This is a genomic window from Peribacillus sp. FSL E2-0218, assembly GCF_037992945.1.
Taxonomy (GTDB): Bacteria; Bacillota; Bacilli; order Bacillales; family DSM-1321; genus Peribacillus; species Peribacillus simplex_B.
This window is the reverse complement of sequence record NZ_CP150304.1, coordinates 4,332,827-4,359,064: the sequence shown is the minus strand read 5'-3', so window position 1 is coordinate 4,359,064 and position 26,238 is coordinate 4,332,827. Positions and strand designations below refer to the sequence as shown.

The 26,238-nt window shown below is 40.8% G+C and carries 28 protein-coding genes and 1 pseudogene; 25 read left to right on the top strand and 4 right to left on the bottom strand.

The window, feature by feature from the left end; genetic code table 11:
* Window positions 1-117 precede the first annotated feature (117 nt).
* From MHI53_RS21000 to MHI53_RS20990, 3 genes are all read left to right on the top strand, one after another.
* Window positions 118-1,920 (top strand): hypothetical protein, encoded by a 1,803-nt coding sequence (locus MHI53_RS21000; protein ID WP_340372195.1) that lies wholly within the window; start codon window positions 118-120, stop codon window positions 1,918-1,920.
* A gap of 109 nt (window positions 1,921-2,029) precedes the next feature.
* Window positions 2,030-2,290: a hypothetical protein gene (locus tag MHI53_RS20995; RefSeq protein ID WP_061141022.1), complete on the top strand. Its 261-nt coding sequence runs from the start codon at window positions 2,030-2,032 to the stop codon at window positions 2,288-2,290.
* A 57-nt stretch (window positions 2,291-2,347) separates the two neighbouring features.
* Complete coding sequence (locus tag MHI53_RS20990) at window positions 2,348-2,629, top strand: hypothetical protein (RefSeq protein ID WP_061141021.1); 282 nt, start codon at window positions 2,348-2,350, stop codon at window positions 2,627-2,629.
* 2 nt (window positions 2,630-2,631) lie between these two features.
* Here the strand turns inward: MHI53_RS20990 and MHI53_RS20985 are convergent.
* Window positions 2,632-3,393: pseudogene (locus MHI53_RS20985) on the bottom strand (AraC family transcriptional regulator); the annotation flags it as partial.
* Window positions 3,394-3,608: 215 nt separating this feature from the next.
* Here MHI53_RS20985 and MHI53_RS20980 point away from each other — a divergent pair.
* From MHI53_RS20980 to MHI53_RS20965, 4 genes are all read left to right on the top strand, one after another.
* Complete coding sequence (locus tag MHI53_RS20980; RefSeq protein ID WP_340372194.1) at window positions 3,609-3,806, top strand: hypothetical protein; 198 nt, start codon at window positions 3,609-3,611, stop codon at window positions 3,804-3,806.
* 87 nt (window positions 3,807-3,893) lie between these two features.
* A complete protein-coding gene (locus tag MHI53_RS20975) occupies window positions 3,894-4,241 on the top strand; it encodes a VOC family protein (RefSeq protein WP_100531918.1) in 348 nt (115 codons plus the stop codon).
* A 61-nt stretch (window positions 4,242-4,302) separates the two neighbouring features.
* Window positions 4,303-5,088 (top strand): hypothetical protein, encoded by a 786-nt coding sequence (locus tag MHI53_RS20970; protein WP_340372193.1) that lies wholly within the window; start codon window positions 4,303-4,305, stop codon window positions 5,086-5,088.
* A 273-nt stretch (window positions 5,089-5,361) separates the two neighbouring features.
* On the top strand, window positions 5,362-5,817 hold the full coding sequence (locus MHI53_RS20965; protein ID WP_061141017.1) for a DUF3888 domain-containing protein: 456 nt from the start codon (window positions 5,362-5,364) through the stop codon (window positions 5,815-5,817).
* Window positions 5,818-5,872: 55 nt separating this feature from the next.
* Here MHI53_RS20965 and MHI53_RS20960 read toward each other — a convergent pair whose 3' ends face one another.
* Both MHI53_RS20960 and MHI53_RS20955 read right to left on the bottom strand, forming a co-directional pair.
* Window positions 5,873-6,919 carry a hypothetical protein gene (locus MHI53_RS20960; RefSeq protein ID WP_061141016.1) on the bottom strand — a complete coding sequence of 349 codons (1,047 nt, stop codon included), beginning with the start codon at window positions 6,917-6,919 and terminating at the stop codon, window positions 5,873-5,875.
* Between the two features lie 549 nt (window positions 6,920-7,468).
* Window positions 7,469-8,023, bottom strand: coding sequence for a LysR family substrate-binding domain-containing protein (locus tag MHI53_RS20955; protein WP_340372192.1), 555 nt, complete (start codon window positions 8,021-8,023; stop codon window positions 7,469-7,471).
* A gap of 93 nt (window positions 8,024-8,116) precedes the next feature.
* Here MHI53_RS20955 and MHI53_RS20950 point away from each other — a divergent pair, with 93 nt between their 5' ends.
* Window positions 8,117-8,290, top strand: a complete 174-nt coding sequence (locus MHI53_RS20950; protein ID WP_185113027.1) for a hypothetical protein — start codon at window positions 8,117-8,119, stop codon at window positions 8,288-8,290.
* A 412-nt stretch (window positions 8,291-8,702) separates the two neighbouring features.
* Window positions 8,703-8,852 (top strand): hypothetical protein, encoded by a 150-nt coding sequence (locus tag MHI53_RS20945; protein WP_061141013.1) that lies wholly within the window; start codon window positions 8,703-8,705, stop codon window positions 8,850-8,852.
* 120 nt (window positions 8,853-8,972) lie between these two features.
* On the opposite strand, the gene MHI53_RS20940 is transcribed toward MHI53_RS20945, so the two are convergent.
* Complete coding sequence (locus MHI53_RS20940) at window positions 8,973-10,523, bottom strand: PucR family transcriptional regulator ligand-binding domain-containing protein (protein ID WP_340372191.1); 1,551 nt, start codon at window positions 10,521-10,523, stop codon at window positions 8,973-8,975.
* 158 nt (window positions 10,524-10,681) lie between these two features.
* Between MHI53_RS20940 and MHI53_RS20935 the strand changes: the two genes are divergently transcribed.
* The 16 genes from MHI53_RS20935 to MHI53_RS20860 all read left to right on the top strand — a co-directional run bounded on the left by MHI53_RS20935 (window position 10,682) and on the right by MHI53_RS20860 (window position 26,095).
* Window positions 10,682-12,049, top strand: coding sequence for an aspartate aminotransferase family protein (locus MHI53_RS20935; protein ID WP_340372190.1), 1,368 nt, complete (start codon window positions 10,682-10,684; stop codon window positions 12,047-12,049).
* 134 nt (window positions 12,050-12,183) lie between these two features.
* Window positions 12,184-13,062, top strand: coding sequence for a putative beta-lysine N-acetyltransferase (gene ablB / locus MHI53_RS20930; protein WP_340372189.1), 879 nt, complete (start codon window positions 12,184-12,186; stop codon window positions 13,060-13,062).
* A 58-nt stretch (window positions 13,063-13,120) separates the two neighbouring features.
* The gene (locus tag MHI53_RS20925) at window positions 13,121-13,819 is read left to right on the top strand and encodes a CoA transferase subunit A (RefSeq protein WP_340372188.1); all 699 of its coding nucleotides are present in this window, start codon (window positions 13,121-13,123) and stop codon (window positions 13,817-13,819) included.
* Window positions 13,804-14,466, top strand: coding sequence for a 3-oxoacid CoA-transferase subunit B (locus MHI53_RS20920; RefSeq protein ID WP_340372187.1), 663 nt, complete (start codon window positions 13,804-13,806; stop codon window positions 14,464-14,466). The genes MHI53_RS20925 and MHI53_RS20920 overlap by 16 nt, the downstream gene beginning before the upstream one ends.
* Before the next feature lie 77 nt (window positions 14,467-14,543).
* The gene (locus tag MHI53_RS20915) at window positions 14,544-15,857 is read left to right on the top strand and encodes a peptidase (RefSeq protein ID WP_340372186.1); all 1,314 of its coding nucleotides are present in this window, start codon (window positions 14,544-14,546) and stop codon (window positions 15,855-15,857) included.
* A 534-nt stretch (window positions 15,858-16,391) separates the two neighbouring features.
* Window positions 16,392-17,333 carry a cytochrome aa3 quinol oxidase subunit II gene (gene qoxA / locus MHI53_RS20910; RefSeq protein ID WP_340372185.1) on the top strand — a complete coding sequence of 314 codons (942 nt, stop codon included), beginning with the start codon at window positions 16,392-16,394 and terminating at the stop codon, window positions 17,331-17,333.
* 50 nt (window positions 17,334-17,383) lie between these two features.
* Entirely contained in the window at window positions 17,384-19,333 is a 1,950-nt protein-coding gene (qoxB, locus tag MHI53_RS20905; RefSeq protein WP_061141005.1) for a cytochrome aa3 quinol oxidase subunit I, read from the top strand.
* Window positions 19,330-19,926 carry a cytochrome aa3 quinol oxidase subunit III gene (qoxC, locus tag MHI53_RS20900; RefSeq protein ID WP_061141004.1) on the top strand — a complete coding sequence of 199 codons (597 nt, stop codon included), beginning with the start codon at window positions 19,330-19,332 and terminating at the stop codon, window positions 19,924-19,926. The genes qoxB and qoxC overlap by 4 nt, the downstream gene beginning before the upstream one ends.
* 2 nt (window positions 19,927-19,928) lie before the next feature.
* Window positions 19,929-20,216 (top strand): cytochrome aa3 quinol oxidase subunit IV, encoded by a 288-nt coding sequence (gene qoxD / locus MHI53_RS20895; protein WP_340372184.1) that lies wholly within the window; start codon window positions 19,929-19,931, stop codon window positions 20,214-20,216.
* A 302-nt stretch (window positions 20,217-20,518) separates the two neighbouring features.
* Window positions 20,519-20,818 (top strand): DUF2642 domain-containing protein, encoded by a 300-nt coding sequence (locus tag MHI53_RS20890; RefSeq protein ID WP_061141002.1) that lies wholly within the window; start codon window positions 20,519-20,521, stop codon window positions 20,816-20,818.
* Between the two features lie 303 nt (window positions 20,819-21,121).
* On the top strand, window positions 21,122-21,709 hold the full coding sequence (locus MHI53_RS20885) for a cysteine hydrolase family protein (RefSeq protein ID WP_340372183.1): 588 nt from the start codon (window positions 21,122-21,124) through the stop codon (window positions 21,707-21,709).
* Between the two features lie 158 nt (window positions 21,710-21,867).
* Entirely contained in the window at window positions 21,868-22,365 is a 498-nt protein-coding gene (locus MHI53_RS20880) for an LURP-one-related family protein (RefSeq protein WP_061141000.1), read from the top strand.
* Window positions 22,366-22,768: 403 nt separating this feature from the next.
* Entirely contained in the window at window positions 22,769-23,815 is a 1,047-nt protein-coding gene (locus tag MHI53_RS20875) for an SDR family oxidoreductase (protein WP_340372182.1), read from the top strand.
* Window positions 23,816-24,079: 264 nt separating this feature from the next.
* Entirely contained in the window at window positions 24,080-24,820 is a 741-nt protein-coding gene (map, locus tag MHI53_RS20870) for a type I methionyl aminopeptidase (RefSeq protein ID WP_340372181.1), read from the top strand.
* Window positions 24,821-25,054: 234 nt separating this feature from the next.
* Entirely contained in the window at window positions 25,055-25,471 is a 417-nt protein-coding gene (locus MHI53_RS20865; RefSeq protein WP_340372180.1) for an NUDIX hydrolase, read from the top strand.
* Between the two features lie 78 nt (window positions 25,472-25,549).
* Window positions 25,550-26,095, top strand: a complete 546-nt coding sequence (locus MHI53_RS20860) for a GNAT family N-acetyltransferase (RefSeq protein WP_340372179.1) — start codon at window positions 25,550-25,552, stop codon at window positions 26,093-26,095.
* Window positions 26,096-26,238: the final 143 nt, after the last annotated feature.

Sequence of the window (26,238 nt, the reverse complement as noted above, 5' to 3'; positions counted from 1 at the left end):
TCCAGGGAAAATAAAAATGCAAGATTCCAAAATATTATAAAACTAGTAAATAAGTTGAGGGAAAGTGATAATATGGGTAAAAAGGAACATACATGACAAGGAGAGATTTTTAAAACCATGATACTTTCACTTATCGTCTTCATACTAAAAGGGATGCTCCTGAAATTGCCCTTTGCTCTATTGGGGCTTTCGTTGATTCCGCAAAGGTGGATGCAGGCAACCGCAAAAAAAGAAAAGGGCTTTTTCATCGAACAAGCGATGAGATGGCTGCTTTCTGCATTCCTATTATTTTTCATATTCGATATTATATTATTGGACCTTACGGCAGCCGCATGCTTTTCGGCCTTTGCCTTCATTCTTGGTCTCATCCTCATCATTGATTCGGGAATGTACATATACACTGTCAAGGAGGTTTCAACATCCCGCAGTAATCGAAGGAGAAACGAAGGAAATAAACCAGCCAAGACTCCTTGGAATGTTCATTTAAACAGCTTGATCGGGGGCATCTTGATCATGGCTTGGGTCATCATGCTGTTTTACCCGCTCACTGTAGCTGAAGACCTCCACGGTTTGGCGAAGGTCGATAAAAAGGGTGAGCTCGAAGAAGTGCAGGATATAAAAACGATGCCGCTCGTCACAGTGAAAATGGCAGATGCAAAAGGTGATGCCGCGATTAACAAAATAGAAAATGCCTCATATTTCACGGAAGGCGATTATAGACTGACCAATATAAATGGTGACTTGACGTATACCTCGCCGATCGAAATGGACGGGTTTTTTAAAGCAGGGAAAGCGGATTACACGCCAGGGTTTAACCTGGTTTCTGCGGTTTCGACGGATAAAGGGGCAAGCACGATAAAAGGAAAAATGCTCTATGCTCCCTCACAGTACCTTGAACATGATCTGGAAAGGACGATCCGGGGGGCACATCCGGATAAAATCATCTATGATTCCTATTTGGAGCCGGACGAAGCTGGCAAGCCCTTCTTTGTAGCCTCTGTCGGGCATCATTTGAAATACCGCAGCGGCTCCGTCGTGGACGGAGTGGTATTGGTCGATCCGAAAACCGGCGGCACGAAATACTATCCGTTAGGAAAAGAACCGAAATGGGTAGATCGGACATACACCTTGGAAACGGCGTTGGAATATTGGACGTACTGGGGAAAATATGTTCACGGCTGGAAGAACCAATCTTTAATTGGCGCAAAGAAGGATGTCTTGATCCCCAATGAAGATAATATGCAGGTTACGTTCAATGAAAAGGGCGAATTGATTTATGTCGTTGACTTTACCAGGGCCAAATCAAAAGGGAATTCAAAAACCCTCGTAGGCTATGGTGTTTTCAACGCCAAGACCGGCGAGATGACCTACTACAAGGGAGTCACCTCGGTTCTGACTGGAAAGGAAGCGAAATCCAACGCCAATGCCAGTGAGTTTTTGTCCAAATATCCAGGCTGGAAAGCCACCAATGGCGTTTTCTATACGATATACGGTGCACCAACATATGTCATTCCGGTAACGAAGGGCAGTAAGTTCCAAGGCGTGGCCATCGTTTATGCCAATAGCGATAATCCCCAAGTGGTCTTCGGGAAAACGAAGGACGAAGCTTTCCGGAACTATAAAAAACTGATCGCCTCTTTAGGCAAGGTCAGTGGCGTCACCCCGCAAAAAGGATTCGAAATGAAAGAAATCAAGGGTAAGGTAGCCAGGATCAACGATGCTAATCTTGCAAACGGCTACGTCTACTATCTGCTTGTGGAGGGAAATGGGAAAAGATTCTCGGTCGACCCCAGCATCAACGCACTCTCCGATATCGTCTTGACGAAAGCGGGAGACCGGGTTGTCCTGAAAGTGCTCGACATGGACGAAGATATCGTACCAGTCGATCAATTCACGAACCTCGACCTGCCAAAGAAATAAACGGCAGCCTAAGGATTAAGTTCGGTATAACACCGGACTTGATCCTTTTCATATAAAGCCCTTAATGAGCGGAAGGCTTTTTTCGTGAAATAACATGAGGAGTGAGGGTATGGAAAGAAATAAACAAGGTCGATATGTGAATATGATTTTGGGGACTATCGGTCCTATGCTCATTGCTTTAGCTGCATTAAGATATCTTGCTAAAGGTGATTCTAGCGGGTATATCATCATCTTTTTTGGCTTCATTTTAACGATTGGCTATATCAGCTACTTAGAGAAAAAAGCGGGAATCAGTAAAAAATGGACAGCGATTAGAGTGATTGTAACTTTAGTTGTACTTTTATTGTTTACATATCCCTTATATTTTTAACTAATCAAGTAGCGGGTTTTAACGTTAAAGAAAGGCAGAATTTCAAGGGAGGATTATATGTCGAACAAATTGAAAGAAGTCTTCGGATTGTTCTTTGAAAATAGGGAAAGTGAAAGTACGAAACCATTTGTCCAGATCAGGTATGTAATGGCGACAGCGATAGGCTTGGTTTTGATTTTGTCATTCACGACTGATTTTAATATACATTTCATATGGTTGTTATTAGGAATTGGATCAATCATAGATGCCATCGAAAGTTATTGTAACAAGGAAAATAAGAAGAAGGTGTTTATGGCTATTGGGTTTGCGTTTTTATTTTTCATCGTATTTTTGACATAGCGTTATGATCTCACTTCATGGATAAGCTCGATATATTGTGAATCTCCATATCCAATTGATGGAAACCGTTCGAATAACCGATTAACTAATTCGGATGTCGGTAAGTGTTTGTTTTTGGAAATGTACGTCACCACGGCATTATTTGCTTTGAGCATATCCAAATATAGGTCGATTGCCTGGTCCATGATCGGCGTGAGTTTTTTTGCTGGTTTTTCATGATTCACCAATACTTCTTGATAGACAGATTGATAGGTTCCTAAAGTGAGTTCAGCTTGGCTTACTTTAAACTCATCCTCCCTGAAGCTGTTTAACAATACTTTGCCGGCATATCCTGACTGTTCAAAATAGGAAAGGAGGGTGAGGAGGTTCATTTGGCAAAACATGTCTTCACCAAACCATAAAACGATAAAGGTGTACTCGTTATGAAAGAGGCCGTTTAATGGCTCGATAACCTTTCCCATATAATTTTTCACCGACTCATGATGCCCTGCTGCCCGTGTTTTTATGAACGATTGATCGAAAACCTGCGGAGTCGTCGCGTTAACACACATCGCTTCATTGAATGGAACGTAATCAGAATTCCCCATTAAATTACTTTCCTTGAAATCTTCATACATAGCCTGACCATTCAAAATGTGGAGTACGTCTTTATTAAACAACTCACTCTTCGCATGTTTCAATTGTTCAACCTCGATTTTTCTGGCAATAGTCATGCCGCCCCACTCCTCGTCTTTATTGATAGATTTGACAAATGATTGAACAATCATCTATAGATGGCCTTTCACCCAATCAATCATATATTGTCTATGCTCATCTCACTCCTTAATAGAAGTATAATAGATTTCCGTTTCATACGTTTGATTTTTCTTCTTTACTTGAATTTCCGAGCTATCTCCCAAGAGAGCCTCGGAGCTGCCCTTTTTTATAAAATGAAGTCATTGTATAATAATGGTATCGTTTATTAAAGGAGGATGAGATATTGGGTGGCAGCACATTGTTTGTTCCGCATCGTGTATATATCCTTTTAACTTTGATCCCTATCGTGATTTCTTTGGTGCTTACTGGTTTTGCCATTTATTTTGTGAGTAAGGTCATTAAGTTCATGAATGAAAAGGTAAAATTAGATCAAGAAAAGAACGAGAAGCTGGATGAATTAATTAAGGCAATCAAGGGATAAAAAAGTAAAAGTTTCTATATATAATTCAGGGGACAAAAGAACTTGATTTACATCCAAAATTTTAATGACAGATGGGAGCTAGTTACGATGATAAAAGGTTTTGGCGGAATATTTTGGAGAACTAAAAATCTAGAGTCAGTAAAAAAATGGTACAGTGAAGTGTTGAAGCTTGAAATAGACAATTGGAATGGGACGGTAATAAAGCCCCAAGCAGGAAATGAGACCATCTTTTCTTTCTTTACCGAGGATGACCGTTATTTTCCAACAGAACAACAAGTGATGTTAAATTTCCAGGTAGATAATCTAAGCGAGACAATTAAGCATCTTGAACAAATAGGTGTACCTCTTGCCAAGAAAGAAGAGATTAGTGAATATGGAAAGTTTGTTTGGATTGAAGATCCTGAAGGCCGGCTGATCGAGCTTTGGGAGAAATGACTACGAAGCTAATGGTTGCGTTAGCTGAAGATCGGAGCTGTCTATAAGGCAGCTTTTTCTTATGAAAGGGACGGATAAAATGGATGTTGAAAGTTTGATAAAGAGGAAAATAACTGTCACTTATGTCACGACAGCGGTTACTTCCTTTATCTTCGTTTATTTGTACATGGCTGATGGAATGAAGGAGGGAACGACCTATAATTTAGGAGGGGAATTTTTAAGATGGGTATTTTTATATAGTATGTATGTAGGTGCAATTGTCTTGATTTATGGCACCCTGGTTTCAGTAGTCATAGAATATCTGCAAAGAAGATGGTTTATAAAACATACATGGCTTTACATTTTGCTTCATGGTCTTTTTGGTTTATTGAATGGATTGTTTTTTCAGGAAACGTCATTAGCAATAGCCGGAATGGTTGCTGCTTTATTCTATGCTTTTATTGATAGATGGCTATATGTTAGAGATAAGGCTCAACAGACTACAAAGCTGTTCTTGCTTTTCCCTCCCTTAGCATGTGGTTTGCTATGTGTGTATTTTCAAATAATATCAGAACCTTTACCTCCATTTTCAACGGAAGATGCTGTTGAATTTGCCACTGATGGAGAGGGGACTTTTACTGAGGTTTTCCCTAAATATGTCGGCAAGGTGGATGAAATGATTCACGGTTATCATGTTGAGAGAGAAACATCTGCGAAAGGAATTGGAAAAGAAAAATATCTCATTACGTTTACTGAGAGGTGGAACAAAGGAAAAGAAAAGGGATTCTGGTCCTTTTCTTATGAAGTAGAACGAAAATCTTTAACCGCTTATGATGATGAGGGAACTTACCCTCCATACTATCAATAAATGAATGAAGATTCTGATTCGCTGTCTTGTGTTGGATTCCTCTTGACCTAACATGCCCGACTATTTAAACCAACTGTTATTTTTATTATTGTAGCTGTCCATGGTATCAATACATAGGTTTTTCTCTGAAAGTGGGAATCCACTGAATATATTCAACACAACTTTTGCCCGGCAAAAAACCTATTCCTCCATATGCTAGCCCTGTAGCACCAGATAATTGAATAACATTTGCCCATTTACAAATAATATTAAAAATTAGAAAGGTGGAAATCGATGAAAAAGTTGTTGTTTTTAGCAATTTTGCTGGCTTCCATGAGTCTCGATAACGTTTCCATTAGTGCTGAGAAACAGCATAAGCACGATTCAAAAGGTATGGAACAAGTTATGGACCATTTTATATTAGACCAGTTTTCTGATGAAATGAAACAAGCAGTAACCGATTTTTATAAAAAGGATTCAGTGACGTTTCAATATAATTGGTGGGATAAAAATTATGATGTTGTGGAAATAAAACAATCGGAAAAAGGAAGGGAATTAAGCCATCCTTATATAATAAAATTTACTGTTAAAACTTACGATGGAAATAAAAGGGGACAATTAGGCACGGATACCATTACATTTGGTGTTTCACCCCTCCAGTTTAACAAAGACCTGGATGAGAAAAATTTAGCCGCTTCCAATGTGGAATTATTAAACTATAGTCACGGTGAACCTTCGAAAGGGAAATGATAACGAAAAAAGCACCTGCTTGGTGCTTTTTTCTATTATCTATTTTAATTAACCTTTACCTTTTACACAGCCTATTATTTATTCTCTCTAAAATGGCATGCTTGAGTTCCGATGGGGAATCAGAACGAATGGCGATTTTAGTACATTCTTTTTGAATTCCCATGAACAGAGTAACTTTTATTGATTTTTTTAAGTGGATAATCATATCCGGGTCAACCTTAGCAAAATCGCGAACGATAAAATCGATTGTGTCTTTCGGTATTTTCTTCTTTAAGATTTCAAGGTCCACAATAATGGATTCAATGTTATCGAACTGAATTTCGGCACGTTTTACCAATCCTAAAGATATAAATAGCGTCCGGTCATTCATATAAATTGGATTTAATCTGATTGCTTGAATATTCGCCAGAAAATAAACGACAGAGTAAATATTAAGGACTAACAAAATTAGAGAGAGGGTCGTCGATTTTCCATGAATCCACAAGTGAATCCCTAACGTTTCAATAACAATTGCATGAATCATCATAATTTGAAAAGCCATGTAACTAGAATTTTTATAAATAGTCATGCCAGGAGGCGGAGTCTTTTTCCAACTGAAAAATGCATAATAAGACATGAGAGCTTCTGAGCAAATCATATGAATAATTGGATTTTTCTTCACATACAAATTAACAGCGTGTGGAAAAGAAAAAATGACAGGCAATTTACTAGATGAAACGGTCCTGACAATTTGGGGTACATAACGTACAAACATAAAGATCAGTAAAACTTCGAAAACGATTAAAGCTGCTTCAATAGCAATTCCTGCCCAAGTGACTGCCACGAATGGTTCCAAGAAATCATAGGGTATCAAAAATCTCGCTAAAATACACCCCATTGCTGTAAGAAGTACCGCCATCTTTATCGTGAATTTCCGCTGATAGAGCATAAAAAGTATAGGAAGCAGAATCACTAAATCTAATAGCGAGCCTAAAACGACTTCATTGGTATCATCTGGTAATATACCATTGCCCACGTTTGTGTTGTATATAGCGAAGTTACTACATAGGACCAATCCTAACATTAATAACCAAACCCATTTTCCCTTTTCAATCAGAACCATTAGCTTCTCCTTCACTATAAAAAAATTGTCTAACAATAAATATTTCGTTAACGAAAAAAATGAAAGTGAACGAGCCCTTATGCATGACGGACTCTTTATTGTCATTTTACTTTAAGTAACATTATAGTAACTTATTGGGTATTTTGGTGCAACAGCTATTCTTTTAGCTGGAAATGCAAAAATGTGGTTTCTTGTTTTGGAACAGAGCTGCTTTAATCTTTTTTGCTAACTCAATTGGTGGACAATGGAAAATGATACATACATGGAAGATCCATCATATATTTTGAAATGTATTTTCAAAAACCAAAGGCGCTATAACCGATTTAGTTAAAAAAATTAAAATAACATTAACTAAAGAGGATTATGTTTGCTTGTATTAGCTTAAATTCAGAAAAATAGATTGAACATTCTAGAAAAAGTAATTGGATTGGTTGTTGTAAATTGGAGAGATTTAAGCTCTGTCACAAAACTTCTAATCATTTAATAAATACAAGTGCGTAAGCCGATGGGGCAGCCTTTGTACGGATCTTTTTATATTGGAGTATAAGGTTAGCCAGTTTTTACTGGATGACCTTTTTTAATAGAATCTATTATATCAGTAGCCAGGGCAGGACGCAGATTTCGTATAGCAGTTAAGCTCTCCAAAAAATATAGGCCGCTTGGCAATGTTAGGCGGCCCTCATCATTATAAATGGAATAATAATCGAAAAACATGTCCAGAAACGAATGAAACATCTCTGATTTCTCATCACGGCGGTATGCTACTGCAATATCCAGCGTAACTGCCGTATCCACCAGTTCCCTAAAGACAACCTCAGCAGTTTGTGTATTTCTAGCTGTAAGTGAGAAGCTCATCCCAAGGGAGACGAAGGAGATTACCGTTTGGAGGTCATGGGTCTCGACCGTGATATTAGGAGAAAACCCGGCTTGAAGACAGGTTTTTGTAATTACATCGTAAAAGCCCGGTCCAATCACCCTTGGGGTAATAACTAATGATTCGTCTGCCAAGTCTGCTAAGGAAATGGGACCCTCTTTCAGTACAAAGTCATGATGAGTTAGTAACAAGCATAGTGTATACGAACTGTGCATATTCCTATTTATCAACGTATCGATTTCCTCTCTTTCAAAAGTTGAATAAAATGCACTTTCTATTCAACCTTTCTAGAAATATAATGAAACGGAAAGGAGGCAATAAGAATGAAGCATGATTCTATGCACCAAGGGCATAAAGAGCATAATAAACGGGTAGCGGAGTTTCACAAAAAACACGCTGCTCAAGTAGCTAATGGAGAAAACGGAAACGGTTGGTTAGCCAAGCTCGAAACCTCTTTTTTTCATAAAGTACTTGTTCCTCTTAAAATTGTGAAATAACATCTTTTTTTTCTGCTTCTGCTCTTTGAGGAGCAGTTTTTTTGATTTTATATAAATACTTTGTGATTCGGTATGCGTCAACTCTGCGATAAATCTTTATGAACTAACGGGGCAGGTTATTCCAAGAAGGTAATATTTGGATTGATATGGATATAAGTAGAAAAGGTGATTTTTGGAGAGGATATGGGGATGTAACGGAATGGTTATTGGGGTTAAGAACCATGAAGGCTTATGCAGAGTGTCAAGGCATTATATTGGCGAGGATTTATTTTACTAAGTTTTTAATGTTTTTATTGATATATGCCAAGTTAGCAGTACACTAATAAAGTAATAAGGTTTAGTTCAGTAAAATAAGGTATATTATATTTGTTGAATAGATTCTCTTTACAGACAAGAAAAGTAGGTGAATAAAGTGGGGAAATATCAATTGGATTACAAAAGTCAGGTAGCTGTGACAAAGTTTCATGAAAAACAGAAGCCTGCCAAATTTGATAAAAAGCAGCAAATAGAAAAAATACGTGCGGAGTATTTGAAAAAGAAGCAAAAACAAACAGATCAATAATAGGAATGAAAACATAGGAAGACTAAAATCTCCCTATGTGATGAAGAACGATATTCCTGTCTTTGAAAAGGGGTTGGGAATTTAAATTCCCAACCCCTTTTTGAGATTCTGCCTTATCGATTACATGTATTTCAATACTTTATATGCCAAAATAGCTAAGTATAACTTTATGCCATTATCATAATCATCCAGGTCCAATCCGGTTTTTTTCTGTATCTGATCTAGCCTATATTTCAGTGTATGGCGATGAATATATAGCTCACTTGCCGTTTTTTTGATGCTTTGATTGAAAAAAAGATAAGCTTCAAGTGTCGTAATGAGGTCTACTCCTTTTGAATCAAATAGATTTCCAAGATATTTTTGGTGAAATTCCTCTAAATCCACCCCTGATTCTTTCATTTCCATCAGTAATTGATATACCCCAAAATCATTGTAATGGGCGATCGATTTTGGCTTAAATAGAACTTGGGAAAAACGTGCGGCTTGCTCGGATTCAGCCGCACGTTTAGGTAATTCATGAATGTGGGCAGCTGTTTGACCAATCCCTATGGCTATCGGTTCATTTAACGATGTTGAATTCCAACTAGTTAAGAGGCTCACCGCTAAGTCCATACTATTCGATCCAGGTTTTGCTTCCGCCATAATCATCACACTATCGGATTTCGTCCGCAGAAGGTAGGGGATTTTCGACTTTCCCATAGTGTGTTGAATCATTTCGGTTAATTGATTGTATTTTTCATCACTGTTCTCCTCATTCAATGATGGAAAATAAATGAATAAGATACTTTGTGGGTTTGCAAGGTCTACGCCTAGTTTACGTCCTCTCTCGATCATATCTTGATTATTGGGGATTATGGGATTCAATATTTCATCAAGGAAGTCACTGGTAAGCCGCAATTGGGTCTCCTCTATTGCTCTTCTTCGCAAAAATTCAATGGCATATACAGTCGTCGCATGCTCGATTGCGATAGAATCCAATTCTTCCGATAACCTTTTTTCCTTTATGATGAGTACCTTTCCGTAGGTATGCTTATTGGCGATAATAGGTTGACTGATCATTTTGACGTTATCCATTTGTTTTTCATCTAGATTGGTTACATTGTCGATATCAATAAAGTCATGTTTTAGGCAGGAGCTTATTACTTCATCTTGTGCGATAAGGATGATACTTGCATCCAGTATGTCATGAAGGGTTTTCGTAATCGGATCAAATCCATGCCCTTCCAATACAAGCCGTGTAAAATCCTGATGGATACGCAGCGAGTACTCCAATGTTTGGCTTTGTTTGTTCACAATTTGTACGAGTAGCTCTTTTGTGATCATCGAAAAATTTATGTCTTGAGGAATTTCAATTAAGGGCAGGGCAAATTCGTCGGCGATGGCGATAAATGATTTTGGAATTTCCTTTAGATAAAAACCGGTATATAGGGCTATTCCAGACAGTTTTCCGCTGGATAAAAGCTTTTCGAACACCTTGCGTTTCTCCGTATGTTCTCCTAATCCGAATCCTGTTGTAATCAAAAACTCTCCATCTTGTAAACGATGAATATCTTCAATTACCTCCACAATGGTTACCCATTTGAGCCAATTTTGTAAGCCCTTTTTGCCAGCCACTAATTTGGTTTGCTGCATAATCGGCAGTTGCAACGCTTCATACATCCGAATCGCCATAGATAGCCCCCCAGTGAGTAAACATCGATTAGTCTATCATCCATTATACACAGTGTACAATGGAACCCCGATTTTTTCATCCGTTTGTCAAATTGTGGTTTGTCGGAAAATTTAATAAAGTTTTAGTATACTCTTATAATCCGAGGGAGCTGTAAAGGATGAAGGAACGAGATTATTTAATTAAACCGATATTAGGTAAGCGATATCCAATGGCAGCATCGGCAAAAGGCATATATATATATGATCAGGATGGAAAAAAATATATCGACGGGTCTTCGGGAGCTGTAACAGTAAGTATAGGACACGGTGTACAGGAGGTTATCAACGAAACTCTTGCACAGGCAGAAAAGATTTCATTTTCTTATCGATCGCAATTTACCAATGAACCAGCTGAAAAACTAGCGGAAAAATTGAGTCAATTGGCTCCTGGAGATCTTAATTGGTCATTCTTTGTCAATAGCGGTTCGGAAGCGACCGAGACAGCGATGAAGATTGCGATCCAATATTGGCAAGAAAAGGGGAAACTGAAAAAAGACCGCATTATATCCAGATGGTCGAGCTATCACGGAATTACAATGGGAGCCTTATCGATGTCAGGGCATGTGCTGAGAAGACAGAGATTTTCATCGTTGTTAGCTGATTATCCTTCCGTATCTGCCCCATACACGTATCGCCGGCCGGAGCACGTAACGGAAGAGGAGTGGGGTTTTCTTTGTGCACAAGAACTAGAAACGGAGATTAGGCGCATTGGGGCAGAACGTGTTGCTGCATTTATTGCCGAGCCGATTATAGGCGCTGCGGGTGGGGCCATCACGCCACCAGCTAATTATTATCAGAAAATCAAAGAAATTTGTGAGCGGTATGACGTCCTATTTATTGCAGATGAGGTAATGACAGGAATTGGCCGTACCGGGAAAATGTTTGCCATCGAGCATTGGAATGTTACGCCGGACCTTATGACCCTAGGAAAAGGAATGAGTTCAGGGTATACCCCCATGGCAGCCACCCTAGTCAGCGATAAAGTCATGGAACCTATTTTGAATGGATCCAAGACCATTATGGGCGGCCATACGTATAGTGCCAATCCGCAATCGGCAGCAGTTGCCCTAAAGGTCATTGAATACGTGGAGAAACATCAATTGGTAAAAAAAGCAGAAGAACAAGGTAACTATCTGATGAGTAAATTGAAAGCGCTCCTATCGTCGTATGAAATGATTGGGGACATAAGGGGAAAGGGTTTACTAATTGGAATGGAGTTTGTCGCAAACCGGGAAAAGAAAAACCCTTATCCACCAGAATTAGATGTAACGAATCGGGTAATTGAGCATGCATTTGATAAAGGGTTACTTGTTTATCCGGCTTCAGGAGCCATTAATGGGATGGGGGATGCCATTATCATTTCGCCACCCTTGGTTATTACAAAAGGTGAAATGGATCGTTTAGTAGATATTTTAGAAGCGGCCATTTCCGAGGTGCAATGTGAACTCCGTCTGGAGGGGAAGGCAGATCCTACTGTCCAACTTTAAACAAGGATGAGCCAGGACGGAGCCTTTTCGATATACGACGTGAGCGGCCATCCTGAGGAGTTTACAGAAAAAAAACGCCCGGAGAAGTAGCTGGTGCAGCACTTCTGCGGGATTTAAGTTAAGGAGGATACATGATGTCTATTCAAAATCTGCCTTTTTTTACTCGAATTGAGACGGGGGAAAGTTTTACGATGGAACTCTATCTTGATCATGCAAATCAACGATTGCGCATTGATGATTATCGGGGGAATATCAAAACAGTGATAACTCGATCGCTCGTCATCACTCAGGAGCACGGCTTTACAAAATTGATCCTTAAAGCCAGACAAGAAGATTTATCTGCGACATTGGCTCGTGGGTTTGTGCTCGAAGGAATATTGAGGAAGTATTTTAATGGGAATGATGCTTATTGCATGGCCTTGTATTTTACTGATGAAAGGCGGACAAGTGACGATTGGATGAAGGAAGATAAAATTATCCAGGATGTCATCGATATTCCTAGAGTGATAGAAAAGCGGCAACTGCCTGAAGATTACTCCCTTCGATTTGCTGAAGTTAAAGATGCACATGAGCTGGCTAAGTTATATGGTGAAATTTTTGAAACCTATCCAACACCAATGAATGATGCGGGCTATATCAAAAAAGTGATGGAGGAAGGTACGATCTTTAGTGTTATCCAATATGAAGGATCGATTGTCAGTGCTGCATCCGCGGAAGTATGTGAAAGGTATCATCATGCTGAAATGACAGACTGTGCTACGATTCCTCATCATCGGAAACATGGTTTTATGAAGGTGCTTATCTCGTCATTGGAGCAGGAACTTATCAGGAAAAATATTTATTGTTCCTACTCTTTGGCACGGTCTTTGTCGATGGGAATGAACGCCGTCTTTCACCAGCTTGGGTATGAATATGGAGGAAGATTAACGAAGAATTGCAATATTTGGGATAAGTATGAGGACATGAATATCTGGGGGAAAGATTTATCTTCAGGTGATGGAGACTTTAAATAGGCATATATTTCAGATGAAGAAACTGGAAGCTTCAGTTGAGAGGTAGGAGGAACCACATATGAAGCAGGTCATTTCCAAAAAAAACAAAATTGTGACTCTGGAAGAAGCAATCGAGTATATAAAGGATGGATGTACGCTCATGTATGGCGGGTTTGGGGGAGTGGGGACGCCGCCAACGCTCATACAGGGCATCCTGGACAAGGGGGTCAAGGATTTAACCTTGATTGGCAATGATACAGGATTCCCCGATATTGGAATTGGCAGGCTAGTAACCCTTGAAAGGGCCAAAAAGGTCATCGCCTCTCATATCGGCTCTAACCCTAATGCCGGTCGGCTCATGACGGAAGGGAAGCTGCAGGTGGAATTTTCCCCGCAAGGCACATTAGCTGAAAGGGTTCGTGCCGGGGGAGTGGGCTTGGGTGGGATATTTGTTGATGTCGGGATTGGAACGATAGCCGAAGAAGGCAAGGACAAAATGGTCATCGATGGCAAGGAGTACTTGATCGAAACCGCTTTGACCTCGGAAGTGAGCATCGTCTATGCCAAAAAGGCTGATCCGTTGGGGAATTTGGTATATGACAAGACTGCCCGCAACTTCAATCCGCTGGTAGCGATGGCAGGAGCCCTTACGATAGCCGAGGTAGAAGAGATCGTTCCGGCCGGCGAATTGGATCCGGAATGTATTGCCACGCCAGGTATTTATGTAGATATGGTGATTCCAACAAAAGGGGTGAATTGGAAATGGGCATGGGAGTAGATGTAAGGAATCGCATCGCGAAACGCGCTGCCAAGGAAATCCATGACGGATTGATCGTGAATTTAGGGATTGGCATCCCTACCTTAGTGGCCGATCATTTACCACAAGATATCCATGTTCTGTTTCATGCCGAAAACGGTGTTCTTGGAACAGGCCCCAGTCCAAAACAGGGGGAAGAGGATCCTGCTCTCTGTAACGCAGGAGGGGTACCGATCACGACTGTAATGGGGGCTTCTTACTTTGATAGTGCTGCGGCATTTGGCATGATTCGCCGAGGGTACATCGACATTGCCATCCTCGGGGCATTGGAAGTTAGTGAAACGGGGGATTTGGCAAATTGGATTGTCCCAGGCAAACGGGTACCGGGGATGGGCGGAGCAATGGAGCTTGCCCAAAAAGCGAAAAAGGTGATTGTCTTGATGAATCATGTGAACAAACAGGGTGAATCGAAAATTTTAAAGAAATGCACACTGCCTTTAACGGCAAGACAAAGTGTAGATATGATCATCACAGAAATGGCTGTCATTGAAGTGACAAAAGAGGGATTGGCATTGAAGGAAGTCATGGCGCCCTATACAGTGGCCGATGTGATTGCGAATACAGAGGCAACGCTGAAAATCGGGGCTGCAGTCCACAGCATCGAATAGGCAAGAGGCGTGAAGGATTGATAGTCACATTGTGATGGAATATGGAATGGCACGCTATGTATATAAGGAGGATGAAAGTGGCGAATTTCAAAACACGAATCAACCAATGGATCAAGGATCATCGGGAAGAAGGAACGGACTTATTGCAAAGATTGGTGCAAGCCCCGAGTACCCAAGGAAATGAAGCAGGGGCGCAGGCCATCGTTGCCCAAAAAATACGGGAAATGGGCCTGCAGGTCGATATTTGGGAGCCTGACGGCGGGGAGCTGAAAAAGCATCCCTATTTCTATTCTCCCCGCAGCGAATTTTCCAATAGCCATAATGTGGTTGGTGTCATGAAGGGGACCGGAGGAGGCCGTTCCATCATCCTGAACGGACACATCGACGTGGTTCCGGATGGTGATCGAAATCAGTGGGATGACGATCCATATAGCGGAGCCATTAAGGATGGGAAAATGTTTGGACGCGGCGTAACAGATATGAAGGGAGGCAATGTATCGCTTATCCTTGCCATCCAGGCATTAAAGGAAAATGGCATCCAGTTAAAAGGAGATGTCATATTTCAAAGTGTGATTGAAGAAGAAAGCGGTGGTGCCGGAACGTTGGCAGCCGTCCTGAGGGGATACAAAGCCGATGCGGCTCTGATCCCTGAACCAACGAATATGAGGATCTTCCCTAAACAGCAAGGGTCGATGTGGTTCCGGGTTCTAGTAAAAGGCCGCTCGGCTCACGGCGGAACAAGGTATGAAGGCGTTAGTGCCATTGAAAAGAGCATGACCGTAATAAATCACATTCGTGCTCTGGAAGAAAAGCGAAATGCACGTATCCGTGATCCGCTCTATCGGAACACGCCCATTCCGATACCAATCAATTTAGGGGTCATTGAAGGCGGTAATTGGCCATCGTCCGTCCCTGATCTCGTGAAAATGGAAGGTAGAATGGGTGTTGAGCCAGAGGAAACGATGGAGCAGGCGAAAAACGAAATGGCCGAGTGGCTATTAAAGATCAAAGAAGTAGATGAATGGTTCAAGGATCACCCGCCCGTTTTAGAATGGTTCGGAGCACGCTGGGTCCCAGGGGCAATTGATGTGGAACATGAACTCATGAATACGCTCGTCAATCAATTTCGGGAAGTTGCTGGACAAGATCCGGTCATTGAAGCCTCTCCTTGGGGGACTGATGGAGGATTGCTGACTCATGTCGGTGAAACGCCTTCCATCGTTTTTGGTCCTGGCGTAACGGAGGTCGCTCATTATCCCAATGAATACATCTTACTGGACCATGTATTCACGACAGCGGAAATCATTGCCCTCGCTTTAATTCAATGGTGTGGAATGGAACCCTTGCAGGATGAGCAGGATGCGGTCCTGGCAAGTAACGAAGACAAATGAAGCGTAATTTGATATCTATTGAAATGAACGCTTAAAAGAAATCATTTTGACTTTTTCCAGTAAAGTGAAGCGGCAATAGGGGCAGGAACCTAGCCAATGTACAGACAAGGTTCTTGCCTTCAGTCAGTAAGGGTAAATACATCTCTAGCAATATTTCTTAAAGCTTTGGGCAGTAGTTTTTAGTGTAGTGCTAACTTACGGTCCATGATGAGATAAATAGAATTTTTAGATGATGGCAAACTTCACCACTTGGTGAGCTTGCTTTTTTTTTGTGCCCAAACGGCCGATTTCAATAAAAACCCGGTACCAATCGTGCAGTCACCCCTTAATAACAACCTCCTATCCACTTCCTTACTTTGACCACATAAAATCAAAACAAACCATTCAGCATCTCCTCCCCATTAAATCAAAATGGTTTCCTTACATTTTTATCCGGGGTCGTTACAAATTCCCATTATTGATAAACATTATTTAGGATAACTTCATTTATTGTGGATAACTTAGAAATGAAATCTTAAAAGAAAGGATACATATATGAAAATAAAATGGGTTTTATTGGCTATTCTTTCTGCCTTAGTTCATGTGCTTTCTGGCTGTGACCGATTAGCGGTTTTAGATCCTAAAGGACCTCAGGCCCAAACGCAAGCCAATGTGATATGGCTATCCATTGCGATCATGGCGGTTATCGTCATTATTGTTTGTGCTTTTTTAGTTTATGTGTTAGCGAAATACCGTGACGATAAACTGCCTAAAGACTATGAACCACCCTACATTGAAGGGAACCATGTCGTTGAATCGATCATTGTTGGGGTGCCGATATTAATCGTCATTTTCTTCTCCGTTGTTTCCGTCATTTCCAACAATAAAGTGGAAGCCACTCCGGAAGAGTACAAAGGTCAAGATCCATTGGTGATTTACGCTTCGACATCTGACTGGAAGTGGCATTTCAGTTATCCAGAAAACGATATCGAGACCGTGAACTATTTGTATATCCCGACAAATCGACCACTCGAATTCAAACTCTATTCATTCGGGCCGATCACGAGTTTCTGGGTTCCGCAACTTGGCGGTCAAAAATATGCCATGTCCAACATGGTGACCACCTTGCACTTGGCAGCGGACGAATCAGGGGAAATGATGGGACGGAATGCGAACTTCAGCGGGAAGGGATTCGCTGAGAATATGTTCCATGTCGAAGCGGTGTCTCAAGATAAATTTGATGAATGGGTCAAGGAAGTGAAAGCAACTGCGAAACCCATCACGGAAGAAAAATTCAATCAATTATTAAAACCGGGTCACACAGGGCAGTTGACCTTTACGGGAACTCACTTGGGCTTCTCACCAGCGCCGGAGGGTGAAAATGCTGGACATCATCATGGCTCTAGTAATTCTGATGCGAATTCAAAAGGCGACCATATGGAACATGATCATAAAACAAATGATGGTAATGAAAAGCCAGAACACAATCATGAATGATTTCCTGGTCCCTCTCATGAAAAATATGGTTAGAAAGGAAACATAACAGTATGGGGTTCTTCACTAGATTTCTTATACCTAATCCTAGTCCAGTCATCTACACATCAATGGTAGCCATTGGTGTTACTGTTCTCTTGATCATTTTTGGTTTAACCCACTTTAAGAAATGGTTTTATTTATGGAGTGGCTGGCTGACGACGGTCGATCATAAAAGAATAGGCATCATGTATTTGATCGCTGCTTTGCTGATGCTATTCCGTGGTGGGGTAGATGCCGTGATGATGCGTGCGCAACTTGCCATACCGGATAACAAATTATTGGATTCACAGCACTATAATGAGATTTTTTCTACACACGGGGTCGTGATGATTCTCTTTATGGCGATGCCATACATCATGGCCTTGATGAATTTCGTCGTGCCATTACAAATTGGAGCACGGGATGTAGCATTCCCGCGTCTGAATGCGATAAGCTTCTGGTTATTTTTTATGGGGGCGATGCTATTCAACATCTCATTTGTAATCGGCGGCTCACCCGATGCGGGGTGGTCTTCTTATTTCCCGCTTGCAGGCAATGAGTTCAGTCCGCATGTTGGAACGAATTATTATATGATTGCCATTCAAATTGCCGGAATTGGGACGTTAATGACGGGGATCAACTTTTTGACGACCATCCTTAAGATGAGGGCGCCCGGCATGACATTAATGAGATTGCCGATGTTTACTTGGTCTTCTTTAGTCACAAGCGTCATCATCATTTTCGCCTTCCCTGTATTAACAGTGGCGCTGATCATGGGGACGATGGATCGACTATTCGCCACCAAGTTTTTCACGATGACCGACGGCGGAATGGATATGCTTTGGGCTAACTTGTTCTGGGTTTGGGGACATCCTGAAGTATACATCCTGATCCTGCCTGCATTTGGTCTATTCAGTGAGATTATCCCAACCTTTTCACGTCGTAACCTTTATGGCTATCGATCAATGGTGGCTTCGATGGTGTTCATCTCGATCTATTCATTTTTCGTCTGGACGCACCATTTCTTTACAATGGGGCAAGCAGCCTATGTCAATAGCATTTTCTCGATCACGACGATGGTGATTGCCATTCCGACCGGGATCAAGATCTTCAACTGGTTGCTCACGATGTGGAGAGGCAGAATCAGATTTACCGTACCGATGCTTTATTCGATCGGCTTCATCCCGCTTTTCACGATCGGTGGCGTTACCGGGGTCATGCTGGCGATGTCAGCCGCGGATTATCAATATCACAATACCATGTTTTTAGTGGCTCACTTCCACAATGTCATCATTCCGGGAGTAGTATTCGCCGTGCTTGGCGCCGCCACTTACTACTGGCCGAAAATGTTCGGTTTCATGCTGAATGAGAGGCTTGGGAAATGGGCGTTCTGGTTTTTGACCATCGGTTTTTGCTTGGCATTCTTCCCGATGTATATCACCGGGTTGGATGGTCAAGCACGCCGGATATACACATACTCTGAATCGACTGGTTTCGGACCATGGAATATGGTTACGTTTATCGGTACAGTACTTATGGCCATCAGCTTCTTTATAATCGTTTATACGGTTTACTATAGCATTCGCCATGCGCCAAAGGATGTTGGTGGTGATCCGTGGGATGCGCGTTCCCTTGAATGGGCCACTCATAATCCAGTCCCGGAATATAACTTTGCGATCATTCCGCAAGTGAACTCAAGGGAAGCGTTTTGGGATGCCAAATATAAAGGGGTTGAATTATTCAAGGGTGACTATGAAAAAATCCATATGCCCAACAACAGCGGCGGACCGTTCATCCTATCCTGTATCTTCTTTGTCTTTGGGTTTGCGTTAATATTCAGCATCTGGTTTCTTGCGATCATTGGGTTAATCGGCATCTTTGTTTGCATGGCCCTTCGTTCATTCGAAATAGATCATGGCCATTACATTTCTGTAGAAGAAATTAAAGAGACGGAAGCAAAATACGGGGGTGTCAATAAATGAAGATCGATCACTCGCAGCCTCTTGAATATAGCACGGAACAAAATCGGCTGAATATTTTAGGCTTCTGGATTTTCCTGGGTGCCGAAATCATGCTTTTTGCAACACTCTTTGCCTCTTATTTTACATTGGTGGATCGTACCGGTAACGGCCCGGCTGGAGCGAAAATCTTTGAAATCACTCCGGTCCTTGCTGAAACTTTCCTGCTCTTGACAAGCAGTTTTGTCATCGGACTTGGCATTCACGCCATGCGTCTCGGCAACAAGAAAGCCATGTTGACTTTCTTCGTAATCACTCTCCTTCTTGGACTAGGGTTCCTGGGGTTTGAAATCACGGAGTTCATTACGTATTATCACGAAGGAGCTACGCTGCAAACCAGTGCCTTCACATCGGTGCTCTTTACAACATTAGGGACACATGGAGCGCATGTCACATTAGGACTTTTCTGGGGTTCATTTATTATCCTGCAAGTGAAAAAACGCGGATTGACACCGGAAACAGCCAATAAATCCTTCATTTTCTCTCTTTACTGGCATTTCTTGGACATCGTTTGGATTTTCATCTTCACGTTTATCTACATGAAAGGAATGACCTGAACATGAAGGAATTATTCCCGGCTAAACAAGTATGGGGTTTTGTATTTTCATTGCTCTTGACGTTTGTCGCTCTTTTGGTTTACTTCTTCAATATGTCAAAAGCGATGGGAATGACGATTTTTATATTGACAGCATTCATCCAAGCAGCTGTTCAACTAGTGGTGTTCATGCATGCCCGTGAAACGGATGATAGCAAATCGATTTTCATGACTTTGTATTGCGCTATATGCCTGGCTATCATCACTGTCGTCGGTACAATCCTATGTATGATCTGGGGTTGGACTTATTGAGAGGAAACGCATGCTGGTATGCAAAGCTCAGGAAAAGGTCGGAAGTTGAAAGATCAATGAAATAGGATGTGTTACCTCATTTACCAGGAGCTGATCAGCAGCTCCTTTTCTTATGGAACTAACGGGGCAGGAACGATGCATTAGTTAGGCTCTTTTTGTTTTTCGAACGAAACGATTTAAGCGGACTCCTGGAAATCGACCACCCGATCACTTGATGCAAAGCAACAAAGCCATGCAAAAACAGCCATCAGTTATTAACCGCATGAAATCGGCATATGTTAACTGAAAGGAGTGAAATGAAAATGCAAAGTCCACCAAATAATGCTTATCGTGAGATATTGCCGCCTGGGCATTATGCGTATTCAAGCGGTTTTCCCACCATGATGAAAAATGTATCGCCGACTTATACGATACCTACCGAACCTGTTTTTTTAGATCATTTACTTATGAATTTAGAAAAGACCATTGTCGTCGCCACAACGATGGGGGCATTAGAAGGAAAATTAACAGGAGTTGCCATTGACCACATTCAACTCACTATCGGAAATATAAATTACCATATTCGCCATCAACATATTGTCTACTACACTGGTAAGCCTTAACCGCGTCTTAGGACGCTTTTTTACTGTATCCTCGCTGTTCGGATTGTACGTAGTCTTTTATGCATCAACAGTCTATACATACCGTTCATCGTGCTGATCGAAATTAGCAGCGGCACAGCTGGGGAAGTGGAATAAACTAATTGAAACCTCCGAGGTAAACGAGCATGATGAAGCATTGGATAGTTCCCCTTTTTCCCAGATTACAAGAAGGTATCAGTAAATCTTTTGGCGAAAATATAAAGAGCTGACATTCAATGATGAGTGGGGAAAAAACGACTACTGATCACTTTAGGGGGAAATATATTGAAACAAACATTACTGATCATCGATGCCCAACAGGATTTAATAGAAGGCAATAAAGAAGAACAAGGCGTCTACGAGAAAGAAAAGCTTGTTAATAACCTGAATGCTGTAATTGAAAAAGCGATAAATGAGGGAATTTCCGTCGTTTTTATAAGAGATATAGATGTTTCAAATGGAGAAGGACCTGGATTTCAGATACACAGGGATATTAGGGTGCCATCAACTGCCATCATATTTGATAAAGCTGCCACAAATTGCTTTTATGGCACGCCCTTACACCAACATTTAAGAGAAAACGATGTAAACCACATTGTAATGATGGGATGTAAAACGGAACATTGCATTGATTCAGCTGTTAGAACAGCAACAATCAATCATTTTGACGTAACATTAGTTGGTGATGGACATTCTACGTCAGATTCCAAAAACCTAACTGCAAAGCAAATAATCCTTCATCATAATGAAATCCTTCACGGGCACTATAATGTAGACAATTTTTCCATTGTGAGAAATGCTGATGAAGAACTATTCAACCCTCTTCACGATCATTACCGAGAAGCATCATCTCCAACTAATGTGAGTGGCTGAGGACCTGAGCTGTCATCTGGCAGCTTTTTCTTATGGAATTGAAAGGGCAGGAAAGTTGAGGGTTGCTTTTTAAGCTTGGGCGATATTGCGTAAGACTGGAACCAATGCCCATTTCAAACGTAAGTCATGTTAAAGACTCAAAGTTGGGAGGCATAGGTATGAAGCAGCTTTATATAAAGCAGAAGGTATTCAGTCTTAGCGGGAAATTTACAGTAAAGGATCAGCAGGAGAAGGATATTTATTACGTGGAGGGAAGTTTTATGCAAGTTCCAAAGACTTTCTCCATCATGAATACAGCAAGAGAGGAAGTCGCACTCATTACGAAAAAGGTGTTCAGCTTTTTACCAAAGTTTTTCGTTGAGGTGAATGGCCGGGAGGTAATGACGATAAAGAAGGAATTTTCCTTCTTAAAAGCACGATATACAATAGAAGCGGCAGGCATTGAAGTACAGGGCAGTTGGTGGGATATGGATTTTCAAGTTTTACAGCACGGCAAAACCGTAGGTAAAGTCGGTAAGGAGTGGTTCACATGGGGCGATAGCTACAAGGTTCAAATCATGGATGAAGAGATGGAAACCATTATGATCGCACTCGTTGTAGCAATAGATTGTGTGAAGGCAGATCAAGCAGCTGCTTCATCGGCAGCATCGAATTAAAGAAGGGCTGTCAGCTATAAACGGTATCATGAATTACCAAGGTTTTATCCACGTTCTGCAACTACCGGGCGCAAATTGAATAAGGTTCGCTTTTCTAATGAAACGAACAGGCTGAAGGAGGAGCTGTCTTAGTCTTAGGGCAGCTTCTAATTTAGGCTCTTTTTGTAAAACGTGTTGTTTTAAAAACAAAACGTTTCAAGGGAAATCAACGGAGCTTGGGAGAAACGGACCTGTTATAACTGGCGAATATTAGATGAGGCAGACTGGTTAATCCCGCACACTTGGATGACTCCTTTAATAAAAGGGAATAAATTTTTTTACCCACCATATCTTTTTTAGGAGGAAAACCGTTAGTAAAGTGAAAGGTTTTTTTACACTCTATTAAAGTGAATGGAGGAAAACTATGAAGGTCCTAATATTAGGGGGTACTCGTTTTTTAGGAAAAGCATTGGTAAAAGAAGCATTGAAAAGAGGTCACGAAATTACATTATTTAATCGCGGTACCAATAAAGAGGTGTTTCCTGAGGTGGAGCAGTTAACTGGTGATAGAGACGGTGATGTTTCGCTTCTGGAAAACCGGAAATGGGATGTTGTCATCGATACCTGCGGATTAGCTCCGCATCAAATCAAAAAAATCGCGGCTGTGCTTGGGGATAACGTCGAACATTATACATATATCTCAAGCATCTCTCTTTATAAGGATTGGATTCCCCTCCATATTACGGAAGACTATCATTTACAGCCGATGCCGCCTGTTGATAAGTTGAAAGACGTTGAGGAAGGGCGAATTTCTCCCTATGAGTATTACGGTGCGTTGAAGGTACTTTGTGAAGCAGAAGCAGAAACGCATTGGCCAGGGCGTGTGTTGCATTTAAGAGCGGGGCTGCTTGTCGGACCGTTTGACTATACGGATCGGCTCTCGTACTGGGTTCAGCGTGTGGCCCAAGGCGGAAAAGTATTGGCGCCGGGGCGTTCAGATCGTCCTGTTCAATTGATTGACGTTAAGGATGTAGCAACATGGGTATTCAATATGGCAGAAAGCAGAAAAAAAGGCACGTTCAATGTAACAGGTCCGAATGATAAATTGACAATGAAAGAGCTATTGAACACCTGTAAAGCCGTCACCAACAGCGATACCGAATTGGTGTGGGCAGAAGAACAATTCATATTAGAGCACAAAATAAAGCCGTGGACGGAAATGCCTTTTTGGATTCCTGAACACTTCCCGTTAGAAGGAGAAACAGAACCGTGGAAAGGATCTTTCTCCATCAATATCGCAAAATCCATTAACGCTGGTCTTACCTTCCGTCCTCTTGAAGATACTATTTATGATGTGTATCAATGGGAGCAAACGAGACAGGATACAGAACGAAAAACAGGGATATCACGAGAACAAGAACAAGAACTGCTAGCGGCTTGGTTCCAAAAAGAAAAAAAGGAAACATTGTGATGGGGGGGATGACCACCATGCCCATCTAATAGTGGATTACTAGCTGCGGATCGGAGCTGTCTTAGGGCAGCTTTTTCTGTTGGGAGGAACGGGGCAGTCATATGTACTAGATCCCTATTGCGGCCCATCCCTTGATCGAAGAAAAATTGAAGCTGAGGGTATTGTCCCGAATAATTTACAGTGCTTTTATTTTTGGATAAAATTAAGGTACAATTAATACGTATATAGGTTATTGATGATAAAAGATAATGAGGTAGGTAAAAAATGATAGCAAAAACAGAAGAAGATTTTAATGGTTTGAAGGAAATCGGTAAAATTATTGCCTCCATCAGAGATGAATTGGTACAAAGAACAATTCCTGGCATTACGACCAAAGAACTTGATGAGATAGCTGGAGAACTTTTGGAAAAAGCAGGAGCAGTTTCAGCTCCAAAAGGTGAATATGATTTTCCTGGCTATACGTGCATCAGTGTTAATGATGAAGTGGCACATGGTATTCCTGGTCAACGGGTTATTCAGGAAGGGGATCTTGTGAATATCGATGTATCTGCATCAAAGAACGGTTATTTCGCAGATACAGGAATCTCATTTGTAGCAGGAGAAGGAGAAGAGGTATTAACGAAATTATGCGAAGTTGCTAAAATGGCATTTGAAGCAGGTCTTAAGAAAGCAAAACCCGGTGCCAAAAAAAGCAGAATCGGAAAAGCAGTATTCGAAACAGCAAGACAGCATGGGTTCACTGTGATCAAAAACCTTACAGGACATGGTGTTGGACGCAAAATACATGAAGCGCCTGCCCATATTTGTAATTATTATGATCCATGGGATAATGAAATATTAAAGGAAGGGATGGTTATCGCATTCGAACCATTTATCTCGACCTCTGAAGAAGAAGTATTCCAAAAAGAAGACGATTGGACCTATGCAACAGAAAAAAGCTATGTAGCTCAAATCGAACATACGATTATCCTTACTAAAAATGGTCCCATTATTGTCACCCTTTAAGTCAAGCATGGACGGAAAAGACGCGTAAACATAAAGTAGCTCACTTACCGTGCTGCAAACTTAAAATGGAGTACCATACCGCGCATCTAATAAAAGCATAAACCCACGTAATGAAGGAGTTGCTTATGGCAGCTCCTTTCCTTATGGAACTAACGGGGCAGGAATGGTTCAATAAAGCAGTGTATTGATGCCAAATGTTAAAATATAAATTAGAAAATTAAGAGGTGGTATGGTGTGAAGAGAGTAGACGTTGTATATGCGTTAATTTATGACGAAATAACGGAAAAAATATTAATGGTTAATAATCAGCATTCAACTTGGTCACTACCAGGTGGGGCAGTTGAAATAGGAGAAACCTTAGAACAAGCTGTTATTCGGGAAACAAGAGAAGAAACAGGTTTAGTAATTGAAGTAGGAAGTATCATTGCGGTTAATGAGGTTTTCTTTTCAAAACAGGGACATCACGGTTTAATGATTACATTTGGAACGAAAGTTATTGATGGTGAAATTACAATTGAAGACGAGGATGAAATTGCCGAGATTAAATGGGTGGACCTAAATACTGCTAATAACTTAATGCCCTACCATAGAGATGGAGTAGAAAGGTTGCTAAAATCCTCGTCACCTTACACTTTTCAGGGTGAATGTTAATAAACAAAATTAGAATAAATAAGACGTTGTCGTTCATTTTTATAAAGGATACTAAATAAATAATGGAGGGAAAAGGAGATGAAAATTGATCAGAAGACATTTAATGTTAACGGGACATGTTACACAGTAAGACCTGCAATTAATAAAGATGCAAAAGATTTGTCTGAAATCAGATTACAGATTGATGGTGAAACACAAAACCTTGATAGAGAAAAAGGTGAAGCATTCATAGACGCACCTGGTTTTGAGAAGTTAATCAAAAAGGATTCGGAAATTAAGAGAAACCTTTTTATTGTTGCTGTGGTTAACGACAGGATTGTCGGATTTTCAAGGTGTGAAGGAAATTCCTTGAAAAGATTTGCTCATAAAGTAGAATTTGGGGTTTGTATCTTAAAAGATTATTGGGGTTTAGGAATTGGATCAAACCTTTTAAAAGAATCCATTGCTTGGGCTGATTCAAACGGAATTAATAAAATTACTTTAAATGTTTTAGAAACAAATGACACAGCGATAAATATCTATAAAAAGTTTGGTTTTAAAATCGAAGGCATTTTAGAAAATGATAAAATACTTTCAGATGGTCAATATTATAACACTGTTGTAATGGGAAGGTTTAATGAATGAGGTCTATAAAACTTCCTTCATTTTTCTTGATATTGCGGTTATGTTCCTTAATAAACTATCAGGTGCTTTACTTCAATATCAGGAGCTGTTCAGCAGCTCCTTTCCTTAAAGTATGACAAAAAACAAAAAGTATAGGAGATAGC